General features: G+C 44.8%; 18 protein-coding genes. 16 read left to right on the plus strand and 2 right to left on the minus strand.

The annotated features are described in order from the left end of the window. The first annotated feature begins 2 nt into the window (after positions 1-2). From A8806_RS09345 to A8806_RS09355, 3 genes are all read left to right on the plus strand, one after another. Entirely contained in the window at positions 3-1,376 is a 1,374-nt protein-coding gene (locus tag A8806_RS09345; protein WP_242996022.1) for an MATE family efflux transporter, read from the plus strand. A 12-nt stretch (positions 1,377-1,388) separates the two neighbouring features. Next, complete coding sequence (locus tag A8806_RS09350) at positions 1,389-1,925, plus strand: FUSC family protein (RefSeq protein ID WP_109730926.1); 537 nt, start codon at positions 1,389-1,391, stop codon at positions 1,923-1,925. 66 nt (positions 1,926-1,991) lie between these two features. Beyond that, complete coding sequence (locus tag A8806_RS09355) at positions 1,992-2,486, plus strand: hypothetical protein (protein ID WP_109730927.1); 495 nt, start codon at positions 1,992-1,994, stop codon at positions 2,484-2,486. Between the two features lie 81 nt (positions 2,487-2,567). Here A8806_RS09355 and A8806_RS09360 read toward each other — a convergent pair whose 3' ends face one another. Beyond that, positions 2,568-3,416, minus strand: coding sequence for a class II fructose-bisphosphate aldolase (locus A8806_RS09360; protein WP_181368642.1), 849 nt, complete (start codon positions 3,414-3,416; stop codon positions 2,568-2,570). A 188-nt stretch (positions 3,417-3,604) separates the two neighbouring features. On the opposite strand from A8806_RS09360, the gene A8806_RS09365 reads away from it, so the two are divergent. From A8806_RS09365 to A8806_RS09400, 8 genes are all read left to right on the plus strand, one after another. Then, positions 3,605-5,089: a rhamnulokinase gene (locus A8806_RS09365; protein ID WP_109730929.1), complete on the plus strand. Its 1,485-nt coding sequence runs from the start codon at positions 3,605-3,607 to the stop codon at positions 5,087-5,089. A 40-nt stretch (positions 5,090-5,129) separates the two neighbouring features. Continuing rightward, positions 5,130-5,828, plus strand: coding sequence for a class II aldolase/adducin family protein (locus tag A8806_RS09370; RefSeq protein ID WP_242996023.1), 699 nt, complete (start codon positions 5,130-5,132; stop codon positions 5,826-5,828). Positions 5,829-5,907: 79 nt separating this feature from the next. After that, entirely contained in the window at positions 5,908-7,248 is a 1,341-nt protein-coding gene (locus A8806_RS09375) for an ABC transporter substrate-binding protein (protein ID WP_181368643.1), read from the plus strand. A 96-nt stretch (positions 7,249-7,344) separates the two neighbouring features. Further along, positions 7,345-8,259, plus strand: a complete 915-nt coding sequence (locus A8806_RS09380) for a carbohydrate ABC transporter permease (protein WP_109730931.1) — start codon at positions 7,345-7,347, stop codon at positions 8,257-8,259. Positions 8,260-8,262: 3 nt separating this feature from the next. After that, the gene (locus A8806_RS09385; RefSeq protein ID WP_109730932.1) at positions 8,263-9,093 is read left to right on the plus strand and encodes a carbohydrate ABC transporter permease; all 831 of its coding nucleotides are present in this window, start codon (positions 8,263-8,265) and stop codon (positions 9,091-9,093) included. A 167-nt stretch (positions 9,094-9,260) separates the two neighbouring features. Beyond that, complete coding sequence (locus tag A8806_RS09390) at positions 9,261-10,466, plus strand: ROK family protein (RefSeq protein WP_181368644.1); 1,206 nt, start codon at positions 9,261-9,263, stop codon at positions 10,464-10,466. A 502-nt stretch (positions 10,467-10,968) separates the two neighbouring features. After that, complete coding sequence (locus A8806_RS09395; RefSeq protein WP_109730934.1) at positions 10,969-11,448, plus strand: MGMT family protein; 480 nt, start codon at positions 10,969-10,971, stop codon at positions 11,446-11,448. A gap of 63 nt (positions 11,449-11,511) precedes the next feature. Continuing rightward, positions 11,512-11,709: a hypothetical protein gene (locus A8806_RS09400; protein ID WP_109730935.1), complete on the plus strand. Its 198-nt coding sequence runs from the start codon at positions 11,512-11,514 to the stop codon at positions 11,707-11,709. Between the two features lie 53 nt (positions 11,710-11,762). Here A8806_RS09400 and A8806_RS09405 read toward each other — a convergent pair whose 3' ends face one another. Next, positions 11,763-11,978: a helix-turn-helix domain-containing protein gene (locus A8806_RS09405; protein ID WP_181368645.1), complete on the minus strand. Its 216-nt coding sequence runs from the start codon at positions 11,976-11,978 to the stop codon at positions 11,763-11,765. A gap of 257 nt (positions 11,979-12,235) precedes the next feature. Here A8806_RS09405 and A8806_RS09410 point away from each other — a divergent pair, with 257 nt between their 5' ends. The 5 genes from A8806_RS09410 to A8806_RS09430 all read left to right on the plus strand — a co-directional run bounded on the left by A8806_RS09410 (position 12,236) and on the right by A8806_RS09430 (position 16,731). Then, positions 12,236-12,736: an O-acetyl-ADP-ribose deacetylase gene (locus A8806_RS09410; RefSeq protein ID WP_109730937.1), complete on the plus strand. Its 501-nt coding sequence runs from the start codon at positions 12,236-12,238 to the stop codon at positions 12,734-12,736. A gap of 19 nt (positions 12,737-12,755) precedes the next feature. Beyond that, positions 12,756-13,391 carry a DUF1847 domain-containing protein gene (locus A8806_RS09415; protein ID WP_109730938.1) on the plus strand — a complete coding sequence of 212 codons (636 nt, stop codon included), beginning with the start codon at positions 12,756-12,758 and terminating at the stop codon, positions 13,389-13,391. Between the two features lie 49 nt (positions 13,392-13,440). Then, on the plus strand, positions 13,441-13,878 hold the full coding sequence (locus A8806_RS09420; RefSeq protein ID WP_146203270.1) for a hypothetical protein: 438 nt from the start codon (positions 13,441-13,443) through the stop codon (positions 13,876-13,878). A 102-nt stretch (positions 13,879-13,980) separates the two neighbouring features. Then, on the plus strand, positions 13,981-14,607 hold the full coding sequence (locus tag A8806_RS09425; protein WP_109730940.1) for an HAD family hydrolase: 627 nt from the start codon (positions 13,981-13,983) through the stop codon (positions 14,605-14,607). Between the two features lie 36 nt (positions 14,608-14,643). Then, positions 14,644-16,731, plus strand: coding sequence for a BglG family transcription antiterminator (locus tag A8806_RS09430; protein ID WP_109730941.1), 2,088 nt, complete (start codon positions 14,644-14,646; stop codon positions 16,729-16,731). Positions 16,732-16,860 lie beyond the last annotated feature (129 nt).

Raw genomic sequence — 16,860 nt, forward strand, 5'->3', positions numbered from 1 at the left:
ATGTGAAAAAAGACAGATTAGGCGTTTTGATTTACCCGGACAAGATGTTTTATAAAGAAGTGGCAGTCATTGCAATCCCGGTGGCTTTACAGGGGCTGATCACGATAGGCGTCAATATAGCCGACACTCTGATGATCGGGATGCTGGGGGAGCGGCAGCTGTCTGCATCTGCACTGGCTACACAATATTTGAATATGTTCCACAGCTTTTGCATGGGGCTGAGCATGGGGGCATCCGTGCTCGCCTCCCGGTATTGGGGCATGAAGGAATTTCGGTCCCTTAAGAAAACCATTGCGATAATGTTCAGGTGCTGTCTTTTGATGGTGTTATTTTTTACTGCAACGACACTGCTGATTCCGAACCAGATTATGCATATGTATACAGGGGAGGAAGATGTGATTGCATATGGAGTCCAGTATCTGAAATTCTGTACGTGGAGTTATCTCTTTTACGGCATGTCCTTAACGACGACCATTATTCTGCGCAGCATGAAGAAGGTGAAGATTCCCTTGATTGTCTCTGTCCTGTCGTTTTTAATCAACATAGCGGGAAACTATATCCTGATGTTCGGAAAACTGGGAATCCCTGCAATGGGAATCGGAGGGGCGGCATTGAGTACGCTCTTGGTAAGGATTTTTGAATTTGTAATGATTTGCGGCTATTTATTTGTGGTGGAGGATGTACTGAGATTCCGGGTCAGGGACTTGTTTATGAAGGCGGGGGACCTGTTTCCGGAATATATCAGGATCGGGTTCCCGGTGCTGGTCAGTGATGTTGTACTGGCCCTTGGCAATAACGTAGTCATGATGATCATCGGGCGCATGGGCGCGGCATTTGTGGCTGCCAATGCAATCACCGCGGTAGTGGACCGTTTATGCAATATCTTCATACAGGGAGTATCCCAGGGGAGTGCAGTTGTCACCGGCAACACTCTGGGACGCGGCGAAGTGGAAAATGTAGAACGTCAGGGCTGGGCATTTTTAGGGATCGGAATTGTTCTTGGGCTGGCATCGGCAGTAATTCTGCTGATTATAAAGGAGCCGGTGATCCAGATATACCATTTAACAGAGGAGACTGCGGATATTACGAGGCAGTTGTTATGGGCAATGAGCCTGATGGTGATTTTTCTTTCTGCAAACCATATTCTGACGAAAGGTGCGCTGCGTGGAGGCGGTGACACAAAAGCACTGATGGTGGCAGATAATATTTTCTTATGGATTGTGTCCATACCGTTAGGGTTTATAGCGGGACTGGTACTCAATATGCCCCCGTTCTGGGTCTACGTATGTCTGAAGATGGAGAATCCCCTGAAAACGGTCTGGTGTATCTCGCGTCTCAGGAGTAAGAAATGGATTAAGAAAATTAATGCAGTATAGAGGAGCAAGGATATGGATGGAAGTATAAAAGCCGCTGACAGGGAAAAATCAAAGATTAGAATTGGAAATCAGGAGATTCGGATAGGTGTGGGGATTATCATATGTCTTTTTATTTCCTGGTTTCTGCCGCAGATACAGCGTCTGGCGGCGTGTACCGCTGTTGTTATGTGTACCCAGGAAATCAATCAGGGAACCCTGAAATCGGGGCTGACCCGTATGAAGGGAGTAATCTGCGGCGGGGCGGCAGGCATAGCCGTAGTCCTGATAGATAATGTCATACAGATAGAGTTTGTGTTTTTCCTGCTTTGCGGGCTCGGAATTGTGCTGAATCTGTTTATTTGCAGGATGATCCATATGCCTCCTGTAACTGACCGGGTCAGTGCGATTACATTCTGTCTGGTAGTACTGCTGGCGGAAGGGAACGGGCGCATATTCTATGCGGTAAACCGTTTCATCGGAACACTGGCGGGGGCATTGGTAGCACTCATTCTTACTGCTGTCTGGTGTTCGTTTCAAAAAACAGGGCGTAATAAAACAGCAGACAGTTGAAGCGTGGGTAAGAATGAAGTAAAATATATCATAAGGTAAAACATTTCGGAAAAGAGGTGAGGGAAAATGTTCGGAAGCTATAAGGAAACAGAAGACACAACAGAGGTTACCCGTTCCAATGCGGTTGTAAAAAAGGAGAATTCTATTATTAAGACCTATGAACAGCCGGTGCTTCCGGCATTGACCAGAATCATTTTCTGGCTTATGCTGATTTTAATGCTGGCAATGCTTCTGGTAGATATCAATGCATTTGCCCGTTATGATGCCCATCTTGGAGTTGCGCATCTGATTTATAATATATCCGTGACCGGATTCTGGGGATGGATGTTTTTTTCTATTATACTCGTGTCCTTAAGCGAACTGGGGATGAACCAGAACCGGAAAATGTTCTGGAAACGGAAGGGAGAGAGCGAAAAATTACCACAGGATGATAACACAAAGGCAAGGAATGAGCGGGCACTGAAGAGGCTGAACCGGGTGTATATGCGGTATATCAAGGTCAGCCTGACAGGGCTTGGCATCTGGGCCATTGTCTATATAGCGGGTATATTTTTACATTGAAAAAAGACAAGTTTCACGATCCGGTTTTATATTCCTGAATAAGGAAAGTAGTCTGAATCGTGAAACTTAATAATGTATTCATCATTGTTCTGCGTAAGTCCGGAACAGTTGTATTTTCTGCCGGGCTGTCTTTATCACCTCATTCCGCCCTTCTTCCATGTATTCACGGATCGCTGCATTTTCCCCGTATATTTTAAAACCGCGCAGGATTCCCCTGTTAAAAGCATGATTCAAATCCGTCCCGACGTTAATCTTGGATACGCCCAGACTGCAAAGCTTAAGTATATCCTCATCCGGTGTGCAGGAGGCCCCGTGTACAACTGCGGGACAGGGCAGGGTCCGGAAGATTTGTCCGGCCCGCTCAAAATCAATGACCGGGGTGGATGAATAGACTCCGTGTGCAGTGCCAATAGAGACGGCGAGTGCATCTACACCGGTAAGACGAACGAACTCGATTGCCTTTTCGGGATCGGTCATACCGGAATTTCTAATTTCCAGCGGAGCATCCGCATCAAAAATGGTACCCAATTCTGCCTCGACCGAAACATTTTTTGCATGTGCATATTCCACGACTTTCTTTGTATCCTCTACGTTCTCATAGAAATCATTCTTCGATAAATCAATCATAACACCCGTAAAACCCTGTTCAATACAGCTGACTGCCTGTTCATAGCTTTGCCCGTGGTCCAGACTGATGCTGACCGGAACAGTGCAGTGTTCCGAAGCAGTTCTGGCAAGGGATGTCATGAAGTCAGCACCGGCGAATTCCAGATCCGCATGGTACAACTGGATGATTAAAGGGGAGCCTTCCATCTCTGCGGCTCGTGTAATGGCCTGAATGGTTTCCATGTCTGCGACGTTAAAAGCTGGTACGGCATAATGATATTTTCTGGCCTCATTGAGCATTTTTTGAAAAGGTACTAAACTCATTTGCTTTTCCTCCATTTGTGTATTTTTTAGAAATTAATAAGATTCTAACACGTTATTGTATCGAAAACAATAAAAATATTAGACAAAAATACTAAAAATATCAAAAATAAAATTTGTATATTGACATATAAGTTGATAATAGATAGAATAATATTATCGAAAAAGAAATAATAAACAGGAGGGAGCCAATGAAAAAGCAGATATCTATTGCGGCAGACCTGGGAGCCAGCGGCGGAAAGATGGCCCGGGGATCTTTCAATGGAGAACATCTTGAAATTGGAGATTATTTTGATTTCCCAAACCAGCCGCTGTCACTGAACCGCAATCTGTACTGGGATTTGTTTGATCTCTATAAAAGCATATTAAAAGGAATTGATTATTACTCCAAAGAACAGGGGGCGGTCTCGGTCGGTATTGATACGTGGGGGGCGAGCTATGGATTTCTGGATAAAAGGGGACGGCTTCTGGAGCCTGTTTATCATTACCGGGATATGCGGACGGAACAGTCCCTTGAGAAGTCATGGGAAGTGCTTCCTAAGAAAAAGTTGTTTGAACTCACTGGATGCCAGCCCAACCGTTCTTATACACTGCCGCAGCTTTATTCATACATAGAGCACGGAGACCGGATCATAGAACTGGCGGATAAGATGCTTTTTCTGCCGGACCTGCTTGGATATTTCCTCTGTGGAGAGGTGTCAACTGAGCGTTCCATTGCAGGAACATCGGGACTGATGAAGCCGGAACAGGATGACTGGGCGGGGGATGTATTCCGGTATCTGGGGATACCGGACAGAATGCTGACAGACATTGTTGATACGGGGAGTATAAAAGGCAGGGTTCTCCCGGAAATCGCCGCGGTTACGAGGACGGCAGAGACAATGGTCATTGCAGTGCCCGGACATGACACGGCATCGGCGGTAGTCGGAATCCCCGGATTCGGTGTGAATCAGGTGTACTTAAGTATCGGTACCAATATTAATATGGGAATCGAGCTTTCCCACAGCATGGTCAGTGACAAGGTATATGAAGGTGGATTTAAAAATGCGGGAGTTATCGAAGACCGTAAGATTCTGTACCGAGATTTTGCAGCATTCTGGCTTTTAAATGAACTGAGAAGAACATGGAAAACCGAGGGGCACGATTATGGGTATGAGACAGTCATGGAGATGGCACTTTCCTGTGAATCAAAGCGGGTTTATGTCGATGCCGATGATACAGAACTAAATAATGCGGGCGGAAACGCAAAAGAGAAAATCAACAGCTTTCTTATGAGGACCGGGCAGCAGACCTTACAGACGGATGCAGAATTTGTACGCTGTATACTGGAAAGTATTGCACTGAAAGTGATGTACTGTGTTGAATATATGAAGCATGTGCTTGAGATTCCTGTAGAGAAAGTGTCGGGAGTCAATGGCGGAAGCCGGAACTATGTGCTGATGCAGATGATCAGCGATGCTCTGGGGGTGCCTGTTTATGGGGGGATGCCATATGCAACACTGGCCGGAAACATCATGACACAGATGTACTCCAGAGGGGAAGTGGCAACTGTCGGGGAGATCCGCCAATTGTCCGGAAATTCGTTTAAAATGAGGGAATACCAGCCTGATACCGCAAAGAGGGCGCGGTGGAAGGAAGATTTGCAGAGAATGACAGAGAAAGGAATCTGCAAATAATATATGTCAATGCGGGCATGCAAAATGAAGGAGGAGAAAGATGAGTGGAACTTACAGAGAGAGAATGAAAGAACTGGGAATTTCGGAGGAGGTGGTGCAGCAGGTGCTGGCCGTGGCCAAACGTATGGACGATAAGGGCCTTGTAAATTCTTTTGCGGGAAATATCTCGGCAAAGGTGGACGGCAAAATCTATATTACCCCGACAGGGCAGAATAAGGGGCTTCTGACACCGGAAAAGATTGCAGTCGTAAATCAGGACGGGGAGCGTATCTTTGGGATGAAAGAGACATCAGAGATCATCATGCACAGTATGGCTTATGAAATTTGTGAAGAAAATGGCTGGGACGTGGGAGGTGTAGTACACAGCCATTCCAGAGTACTGACTGCATTCTCTATGGCTGGACTGGATGTGGAGACAACGGCACTGCCGGAGATGATGGGCAACTTCCATAAGATTCCATGTGCACCATACGGGGCTCCTGGCACAAAGTTCATTATGACAATGGCAGAACCTTATTTTGCAGAGGGCTACAGAATCGTACTGCTGGGTAATCATGGCAGCCTTGCAGTAGGCAGGACCGTGGAGGAGGCTATGAATGTTGTGGAAGCATGTGAGTCTATAGCAGAGCAGATTCTGATTACAAAATATATTCTTGGCGGGGAAGCTTCACTGGATGTCGATGAAATAGCAAGATTTTTTGATATTTACAAAGAAAACCGTTCAGGGAGAGTAAAGTAACAGGAAAGGATTCTACTTCCAATGCCGGAAGAGAAGCATAGAAACGCAGAAACATGTAAAAAAGATGGAGGAAAAAAGTATGAAGTTGAAAAAAGTGGCAAGTGTATTGTTAGCATTGACAATGGTTGTAGGACTGGCAGCATGCGGCAGTTCTTCAGACGGCAGCAGTAAGGGCGGCGATACGAAAAGCAGCGAAAGCAAGGACAGCGGGACAGAAAAAACAAAGTTAACGATGTGGTCATGGTCTCCGATCACACGTACGTGTGACAAAATGATTGAGGCTTTTGAAAAAGAAAATCCTGATATTGAAATTGAGTTTACATATTATAACTACGATCCGGAATACCTGTCAGCGTTGTCTGCAGCCGCGGCATCAGACAATCTTCCGGACATTATCGGCCTTCAGCCGGGGTCCCTGACCGCCCAATATGCAGATTACCTTATGGATTATTCTTCTTATGCACAGGATGAATGGGGTGAAAGCTGGAAAGATAATTATCCGGAGATGATTGCAGACCAGATCCAGATGGGAAATAAGTCCGGCGATGAAGGCAATTATATTCTCCCGGTAGAGGCACAGGTAATTTCTATTGTTTACAACAAGAACGTATTTAAGAAATATAACCTTGATATTCCGAAAACATATGATGAATTCAAGGCAGTCTGCAAAACACTCAATGACAATGGAGTTGCACCGCTGTTCTTTGGCGGGGCAAACGGATGGCAGTGTGTCAACATGTTTACAATGCTCTGCTCACAATTAGATACAACAATGTTTGATAAGGCCCAGGCAGGTGAAATCAAATGGACAGATCCTTCTATTGTAGAGGCAATGAGCAACTTCAAGCTCCTGTTCGATGACGGAATTGTCCAGACGGGTGCAATGTCTGCGGATGCAAATACAAACGGGACACCTGCATTTGTATCTGATTCAGCAGCTATGATGGCGCTTGGATCATGGTGGTGTCAGGAATTTACGGCAGAAGACCCTGCAACAACGATTGCAGACTGGGATTTTGGATTCTTCTATCTGCCAGCTGTAGGAACAGCTAAAAATCCGGCAACTCCGGTAGGCGGAATTGATTTCGGCTATGGTATCACAAAGAATTGTAAAAATTCTGATGCTGCATGGAAAGCACTCAAATCATTCAGCGCAGGCGCCGGTATTCAGGCATGTGTGGACGATGTTAACAACCTTCCGGCTTTCAAGGGGATCGAGCCAAAGAATGATAAATTAAATAAAGATCTGGTTGAGCAGTATAACAGCTTCTCAGAAGACCTGAACAGCGCGATGAATCAGAGAATTGGAGAGCCTACTATTGAAACTGCACTGCAGAATGCACTTGCAGGTGTCGGCTCAGGAGAACTTACACCGGAACAGGGATGTCAGGCAGTACAGGATGCACAGGACGCATTATAAAAATCAGGGGGAGCTGTCCATAGTTATGGACTTCTCCCCTATTTAAACACAACGGCGTGAACATTTTCGGCAATTCGGCCGGAAGGAGGAGAAAAGATGAGCAACAAGGCAGCAAAGACAAAAGTGAAGAAAAAATATAATATCCCGGGATATTTGTTCATTCTTCCATCTGTCCTGTTCTTCCTATTTTATATTTTATATCCGATAGGGTTCGTAGGCTGGAGCAGTTTGTTCAGCTGGTCTACCCTGAAAAATATGACTTTTGTCGGGACGGAAAATTATATCAGAATTTTTCAGGATAAAGTATTTTTGACCACAATGAGGAATTCTCTCTTCTGGATTATCACGACAGTGCCGATTCAGGCAGGTATCGGATTCTTTCTTGCATATATTATAGAAGAACAGCTCAGAAAAGGGAGAGGGATATTCAGAACAGTATTCTTCCTTCCGGTAGTTACGTCGGTAGTCGTGGTAGCTATTGTATGGGGGAAAATGCTGCAGCCGTATCAGGGTATTATTACACATTATCTGTCGGTCCTTGGAATTGGGGGACAGGTTAATATTCTGGGGATGCCGGGTACCGCAATTTTTGGATGTATTATAGCCAACATATGGGAATGGACGGGGTGGTCCATGATCATGTATGTGGCCGGAATGTCGCAGATTTCTGAAGATATGAAAGAAGCAGCGAAAATAGATGGAGCGACGAGATGGAAGGAAATTATATACATCTATTTTCCTTCACTGGCATCCACGCATAAGTCACTTCTGATGTTGGGCATAATTGGTTCCCTCCAGACCTTTGGCCTGATCTATACCATGACCGGGGGCGGTCCCAACCATGCCTCAGAGATGCCCGGGACTTATATTTTCCAGTCTGGCTTTACAAACCAGCAGATGGGATATGCATCCGCGCTGTCAGTCGTTATACTATTATTTGCACTGGTGCTTACCGTATTTCAGGTGAAAGGGCTCGGGGCAGGAGAGTTCATGCGGAAGGAGGCGGATTAACCCATGACGGCAAAAGAAAAACGAAAACAGGTTATATGGAGTATCGTTCTTATCATCATTACATTAATTTTTATGGTTCCGCTGATTTTTATGGTCAGTATGTCTCTTCGGACACCAGATACAATCGGGCTGCCGCAGCTGTTTATATCTGACGTTACGTTTAAAAACTATGCCAATGTACTGAAACAAAATCCGGACCTTTGGAAAAATTTTATGGGCAGTGTCATCGTTACGGTCACATCGGTAGCACTTGTAACGATTTGTGCGAGTATGGCGGTGTTCGGATTTTCAAGAAAGAATGTGCATGGAAAGGTACTGATTTATAATATCCTGCTTTGTACTCTGATGGTGCCTATCGCAGGTTTGGTAGTCCCGATTACGCAGCTGAACAGCAGGCTCGGCTGGATCAACAACTATCTGGGGCTGATTTTCCCATATGCAGCACTCGGAATCCCGTTCGCCATCACGATTCTTCAGGGATTTATGGTAGGAATCCCAGAGGAACTGGAAGAGGCCGCGGTGATTGACGGCTGCGGAATCATCAGATTGTTTCTACAGATTGTATGCCCGCTTCTGAAGCCGGGAATCGTGGTCATTGTCATCTGGCAGTTCCTGACTTCGTGGAATGAGTTCTTTCTTGCAATGTGTACGCTGACGAAGGATTCGGTCAAGACACTGCCGCTTATCGCACAGCAGTATAACGGAGCTTATTTCAGCCAGCCGGGTACATTATTTGCGGCCCTGACATTAATTACAATACCAATGCTTGTTTTCTATATGATTGTTCAGAAGCAATTTGTCAAAGGTCTGACAGCGGGAGCAGTGAAGGGCTAAAAGTATTACGGAAAAGCCTTAGAAATAGGCGTTAAACCTTGCATGCAGGATGGATTAAGGGTATGATATATGGGAAATATAGTATCTGTTTGTATTTCCGGGCAGATATGAAATTCATATAAAATTCATGAATCCGAGAGGTTGAGGGTATGAGCAGGGAATCCATCATGGAAAGTCGCAAATATTATCAGCGTAATAAAATGCTGAGTATTATCCGTTATCAAAAGGATGTTTCCAGATATGATGTGAAAAAAGCGACGGCATATAGTATGACTACAGTATTGAACACCATTGACGAGATGCTGGGTGAAGGTTTGATTTATGAGGAGGAGTGTGCAGAGGCAAGAGTTGGGCGCAAACCGGTGTGGCTGCGGATCAATCCGGACGGAGGATACTTCATTGGCCTGGAATTCAATGGCAGGATCATGCACTGTGTTGTTCTGGATTTTGCAGGTAATGTAATATATACAAAAGGGAGCGAGATTGCGGAGTCTCAGACCCATGCGGATGCGGTTCTGGAAATGCTGAAAGAAAATATTTACCGGGCAATGGACATCCTGCATGGTAAAAAGGGAAAAGTGCTTGGAATCGGTCTGGGCGTGCCCGGATACAGCAATAAGAAGAAGGGACTTGCTATTTCATACAGCCACATCAAAGGCTGGGATAATATACCGCTTAAGAAAATGATTGAAGAAGAGTTCGGGCTACCGTGCTACATGGAGAACAATGTGAGCGGTATGATATATGCATATAAATGTCTGGTATATAACGGGAAATGCGAAGATATGCTGTTTGTATCTGTCCGTACAGGTGCCCGTGTCATGCCGATTATTAATAACATGCCGGTCAGCAGTGTCAACGGATTTCCGGGGGAACTCGGTCACGTGAAAGTAAGCGGGGGGAGCCGCATCTGTTCATGCGGGCGTTACGGGTGTCTGAATACGGAGGTATCGGATTATGCGATTGTGAGTAAGATTAAAGAAGGAATCCGGGTAGGGCGGTTTCAGGAAATTGCGGAGATGGTGAACGGTGACCTGAGTGACATCACGATTGTAACTTTTGTGGATTCTGTACTTTTAAAGCATCCTGATTCTTTGAATTTGATGAAGCAGGTGGCGGGCTATCTGGGGGAGACATTCAGCATGCTCGTGAATATATTCGCCCCCAGAAAGATTGTTTTTTATGGCGAGATGGTCAGGATTGGTGAGCCGTTTTTCGAAATACTGAGAAAATGCGTGAAAGAAAACTCTCTGAAAGAAAATTACAAAGGACTGCAGATACTTGGCTCTGAATTTGGCCGGGATTTAGGGGCCATAGGTGCGGCGGCACTGGTTATGCAGGAAGAATTTGACTTTGTAGAGAAGACGATATAAAGAAAAGCTGTTGTAAAACGTGGATTATCTTAAAGGATTTTAGAGAGAAGCATTTTACAGCAGTTTTTTTATTATCATTCATTATCCACATGTTATCAACACATTGCCAACAAATTTCTTGGCTCAATATCAACTAAGCATATTGTATTTTGACGGCAGGCATGCTATCCTAAATCTACTTACGGAAATTCTATCCGTGAAAACATAGAATCAAAAAATTCAAATGGTCTGAAGTGACCATCTGGAAGGGGAAATCCCCCAAAATTATCAGTTCATTATTAACAGATGAGTTCCGTTTATATAAAGAAGGGGCTTGATTATGCCTGTTATAAAAGAAGCTGTCTAAAGGAAAAAGCCCGGAAGAAATTGCGGACGAGCTGGAGGAATCTGTTGAGACGATTCAAGAACTGATCGCAGGATTAAAGGAATCTGAGAATATTTAAAACCGTCTCATTGCATGTCTTTTATAAATGGTCTATCCTGTAATCAGGAGGTGATACATATGGCAAATGAAGATAAAAAGAATTTTAATGCAATGCTGATGAAGGACAATGGGATGCCTAAGATTCAGATTATCACAGATGAGGCTACGATTAAGAAATATGGCGGTGAAAAGATGTACTTTGCCCCGCCCCGCACGTATGATGAGATTATGAAGAAAGTACCATATGGGAAGATTATTACGGTGGGGGAAATCCGTTCTTACCTTGCTAAGAATCATGAGGCAGACTTTACCGATCCGATAACGGCAGGTATCTTTGTGTCAATTGCAGCGTGGGCGAGCTATCAGCGGACAGAAGATGAGACGCCATACTGGCGGACACTGAAGGCGAATGGGGAATTGAATCCCAAGTATCCGGGAGGTATAGAAGCCCAGAAGGAGAAGCTGGAGGCGGAAGGACATACGGTTATCCAGAGAGGGCGTAAGAATATTAAATATTACGTTCAGGATTACGAGGAGGCGATGTTTGAAATACTATGATAGATTTTTGGGGGGCAGTGACAGGAAAGTGGATTAGATTTTCGATCCGGAAAGGAGAATTATTTGCGTACAAAAACAGGAAAGATCGTATTGAGCATCGCGGCCCTTATATTCAGTGGACTGGCAGCAGTGATTGGTTGTGGATTACTGGGAGGTTCGGGATGGAGTTTTGTAACCAGATTTCTCTGCGGATTGTGTTTTTTATGGCCGCCGATTTTGGTGATTGCTTTGATCAGTACATTGTTCAGGAAAGAAAAGTAGAAAGCAACATATTGCATCATGAAAGGGGATTACAGAGCGGTCTGTGGTCCCCCTCAATTTTTTTCGTCAGAATGTCCGACCAGATAATCAACGGTAACGCCGAACAAATCGGAAAGCATAATCAGCGAGTCTATTCCGCATTCTCTTTTTCCATGCTCGTAGTTGGCGATAGCCTGTCTGCTGGCGCCCAGATAATTAGCAACCTGATCCTGGGTCATTCGGTGTGACATTCTCAAAATTTTTAATCGTGAAGCAAATTTGTTCTCCATAGTCATGACTCCTTGGTATGTTTGAAAGTACTCTCATTCTATCATAATCATTCGACAAATGCTACAATAAAGCGTGAACAGGAACATAATAACGTGAAAATGCAAAATTTTCCATTCTATTATAATTCGCTTTACCGGGCAGCCGCAAAGAGGTTATAATATTTTATAAGGTTGGAGTGCCCATAGACCAGAGGAAACGGGGCACTGTTGTCCGGATCAGGCAGTCCGGCAGTGGTGGATAAAAGGAGGAAAAACTTATGATTCGGTTGTTAAAAGGCGACATTACAAAGGTGAATACAGACGCGATTGTGAATGCGGCAAACAGGACTCTGCTTGGCGGAGGTGGTGTGGACGGCGCTATTCACCGTGCGGCAGGGCAGGAATTATTAGAGGAATGCAGGACTCTGAACGGATGTGAGACCGGAGAGGCTAAGATTACGAAAGCATATCAGCTTCCGTGTAAATATGTGATACATACAGTCGGTCCGGTATGGCACGGCGGTAAGAAGTCAGAAGAGGAATTGCTGGGAAAATGTTACTGGAATTCAATGGTCATTGCGAAGGAAAACGAAATTAAGTCGATTGCATTTCCTGCTATTTCGACAGGAGTATATGGATATCCGAAGAGGCCTGCGGCTAAGATCGCTGTAGATACGGTAAAGAAGTTTATGGAACAGTTTCCTGAGACTGTTGAGGATATATATTTTGTCGTATTTGATGAGGAGAGCTTAAAGATATATGAATCTATTTTAGTGTAAAGTGAGAGAGGAAAGATGTATGGAGAAGGAAATCAAAAGGAGCTGTATTGACTGCGGGGTTATAAATTGCAGTAAGCAAAACAAATCATATCCCGCATTTTGCCTGACAACGGAAAATCTGGATGAAGAAATTTTAGAGGAGTCTTTGAAACTATATGAAGATGAGGAAAATCACAGAGTTATGATTCAGGCAGCCAATGTGGAGGCCGAATATTACGGCATCATGACGAGAGTGGAAGAGACAGCCGAATTTGCTGCAAGAATGGGATTTCATAAGCTTGGTATCGCCACCTGTGTCGGTTTGATCAACGAATCCCGGATTCTGACATCTATTTTACGCAGGAAGGGATTCGAGGTATTCGGTGTTGCATGTAAGGCGGGCGCAGTGGATAAAACACGTGTAGGGATAGACGAGTTCTGTAAAAAGGCCGGGGTAAATATGTGTAACCCAATTCATCAGGCAAAGCGTTTGAATGCGGAAAAAACAGAACTGAACATTGTGATGGGTTTATGTGTGGGGCACGACAGTCTGTTTAACAAGTACTCCGAGGCGCTGGTAACGACACTTGTGGTGAAAGACAGGGTGCTGGGGCATAATCCGGCAGCCGCACTTTATAATGCGAATTCATATTATCATCGTCTGCTGGAAGATTAAAGAAGAATGGATATGGATGAATACATTATCCGATGGTGTGAGGCAGAAAATGAAACGAAAAAAACGAATTGTCATAATTCTATTGGTATTTGCAGTTATTATAATCTGGACAGGCAGGGTCATGAAGATAAATATGCCGGAAAGTGAGCTGAATTTAACAAAGCTTAAAAGTGAGGATATTGAAAAAATCCACGGATATTTTTACTCAGATTCATATAATGGGGAGAATGATTCCAGTGTTGAATTGACGCGGGGACAGATTGAGAAATTTATAGAGATCATGAATCAGGTGAAACTGACAAAAAAGGTATCTGAGAAAAAGGCCCAGTCAAATGGGGCGTCGATTACATATACAGTTACTATGAAGGATGGCACACAATATGTATTGAGACCCGGACAATATTTCAAGGTAAATGATACATATTATAAATTTCAGAATTACGATATGCTATGGGACAAAATCACTACATTTATGAGTACCTGGTAATTTATATTAGAATATTTCGTTTCCAGATATACTGCAGTAATTTGTGCTTTTTTATCTCTGCTGCCCCGTGGTATATTTAAAACAAAAAGACTGGAGGACCATATGAACAAATATGTAATTTTCGACATTGACGGTACCCTCAACCAGACGGCGCTGTACGCTCTGGAGGCATATAAAAAGGCGCTGAAGAAGCGGGGGAGAGAGGTTAAGGACAGTGAGATTATTTCCTGCATAGGACTGAGTCCGGCGGGGATCATAGAGAAACTTTTCCATAGTCTGCCGGATGAGGAACTCAAAGAGTGGAGGAAGGATATCCGTGACTGTGAGTTTGAATTAATGGAGAAAAATGCCGCGGCGTTTCCGGGGGTCAGAGAGAGTCTGGAAAAACTTCAGGAGGCGGGATACGGACTGGCAATCTGTTCCAATGCCTTCCCTGAACATATTGAGCGTGTGTTGGAAATGATTGGGGTAAGGCAGTATTTTCCTGTCATCGGCTCCCTGCTGATGGGCGGCAGCAAGCCGGAGGTCCTGGGGGCACTGCTTAAAAAGCTCGGTTGTGAATCTGCATGTATGGTGGGGGACAGGAAATTTGACATAGAGGCGGCCAGAGAGAACCACATTCCTGTCATCGGCTGTGCGTATGGATATGCTCCGGATGAAATCAGTTCGGCTGACCGGGTTGTCAGGCACGCGGGAGAGATTGCAGGAGCTGTAATGGAGCTGGTATAGAAGGCTGTGTACATATAATAAGAGAGGTTTCGTAAAATGAACAAAAGGACTGTGGCGATTATAAATGAATTGAATCAGCCAGACAGACAGGTACAGATCTGTGATCTGGCGGAGCAGTTTCAGGTATCGCAGCGGACGATACGAAATGACCTGAATGCGATTAATGAAATTCTGCAGGAAAATGATCTCATGCCGCTGGAACTCAAGGGCGGCGGCCTAATCCAAAGAGGTAACGATTTCGGACAGATATTGGAGCTGGTTTCTGAAAAAGACTATTATGTATACAGGCTTTCCAAAGAAGAGAGGAAGAAGATTGCGGCGGCCATGCTGATCAGTTCTTCAGAATACATCACATTGTCGACGATTGCGGACAATCTGTTTGTGAGCAGGGCTACTGTGATCAATGACCTCGACGACATTAAGAACTATATCCGGTCAGGAAATCTGGAAGTGCTGTCCCACCCGAATAAAGGGCTGCGCGTAGACGGCAAGGAGAGTGACAAGCGTCTGTTTCTTATGAATCTGGGAGATTCCGCGGATTCGCAGAACGCGGATGATGCGGCATCGAAATATATCAGCGTGCAGGCTGGAAATAAAATTACGATCCAGAAGATTGTCGGGGAGCAGGAGCATCTGCATAAAAGCTTCCTGACCGATGACTCCTTCCAGAAGCTTCTGCTGTATCTGGGAATCATGGTGAACCGGAATCTTCAGGGAGAGTACATGGAAGTCAGAAAGAAAAAGGATAACAGCAAGTACCGGATGGCACAGGACATTCTGAAGTATATTTCGCAGTACTGCCAGATCAACACAACGGAGGATGAGGTACAGTTCCTGAGCGAAATGCTGCTGATGGCTCGTTATATGAAACAGAAGTCAACGGAACGTGAGGCCGTAAAGATTCAGCTGATCACCCGGGCATTCATCGAATCAATATCCGAAGAACTGGAGATTAATCTAAACAGCGATTATGATTTCTTTGAGAATTTGTCGAACCATCTGGAGTCCGTATTTACGGCAGAACCGGCAGTCTATCCGGAGAACCCACTGATTAAAGAAGTGCTGGAGGATAACCAGGATGTACTCGAGGTGGTAAAAAACCAGCTCGGAAGTCTCAGCCAGCATGTAGGAAGAACCCTTACGGAGGATGAAACCGCATACATTACGATTCATGTATGCGCGGCGCTGGAGCGCAAGAAGAATAAAGAGATCGCGTTTCATGTGATCGTAGCCTGCCACGGAGGAATCGGGACTTCACAGCTTCTTATGGAGAAATTGAAGAAACACTTTAATTTCCAGATTGTTGATATTATTTCTTCTCACGAGGCAAAAAATATAACAGCGGATCAGGCAGATTTTATTATTTCAACGGTGCCCCTTCCGGATTGCCGTCTGGAATATGTGATTGTTTCTGCCATACTCAATGATGAAGACTATATCCGTGTGGGAAATAAGATTGACGCCCTTCGCAACAGCCGTCATCTGCCGTCCCGTGTGGAAAGCAGGGAACTGACGGCCAAAGGGCTGCTGGAGCAGCTGGCCCCGGTTGTCTATCAGACTTCACCGGAGAATGCGCAGACGCTGATGAAAGAAATCCGCAGAGTAGTCAGGACTTATTTCAAACAGTCTGCCGAGGCGGATGCGGAGATATTTTCCCCGGACCTGCATCACCTTTTGATGGAAAGCCACATTCAGCTGGATATAGAATGCTCTGACTGGAAAGACGCTGTGCAGAAGTCGGCGAAGAAGCTTCTGGAAGAAGGCTATATAGAGGAGCGGTACATTGATGCAATGATTACTAATATAGAAGAAAACGGTCCCTATGTAGTCATCTCCAAAGGCTTTGCGGTTCCTCACGAGGGGCTGGAACAGGGCAGTGTCAAGGTAGGGATGAACCTGATCCGTCTGAAGACGCCAGTTCCATTTGACGATGAAGAAAACGATCCGGTGGAATTTGTATGCTGTCTAAGCGCAGTGGATCACAAGACACACCTGAAAGCGTTTTTCAATCTGGTCAATATGCTGCAGAACAGCGAATTTAAAGAAAAGCTCAAAAGCTGTTCGTCCCCTTCAGAAGCGGCACATATTATTGAGGATTATGAATACAGAACGGCCGAGTACTAAAGGTTTAGGAGGAATGGTCAAAATCTTTTCCAGAGTCTGTGAAAGGATTTTGACCGTTCTATTTTTTTGCAAAAAATGTGAAAGACCTTTGACTGTTTTTCTCATGGGCACCATGCTAGGATATATATA

Origin of the sequence: Faecalicatena orotica (assembly GCF_003149245.1) — a bacterium.
GTDB lineage: Bacteria > Bacillota > Clostridia > Lachnospirales > Lachnospiraceae > Faecalicatena_A > Faecalicatena_A orotica.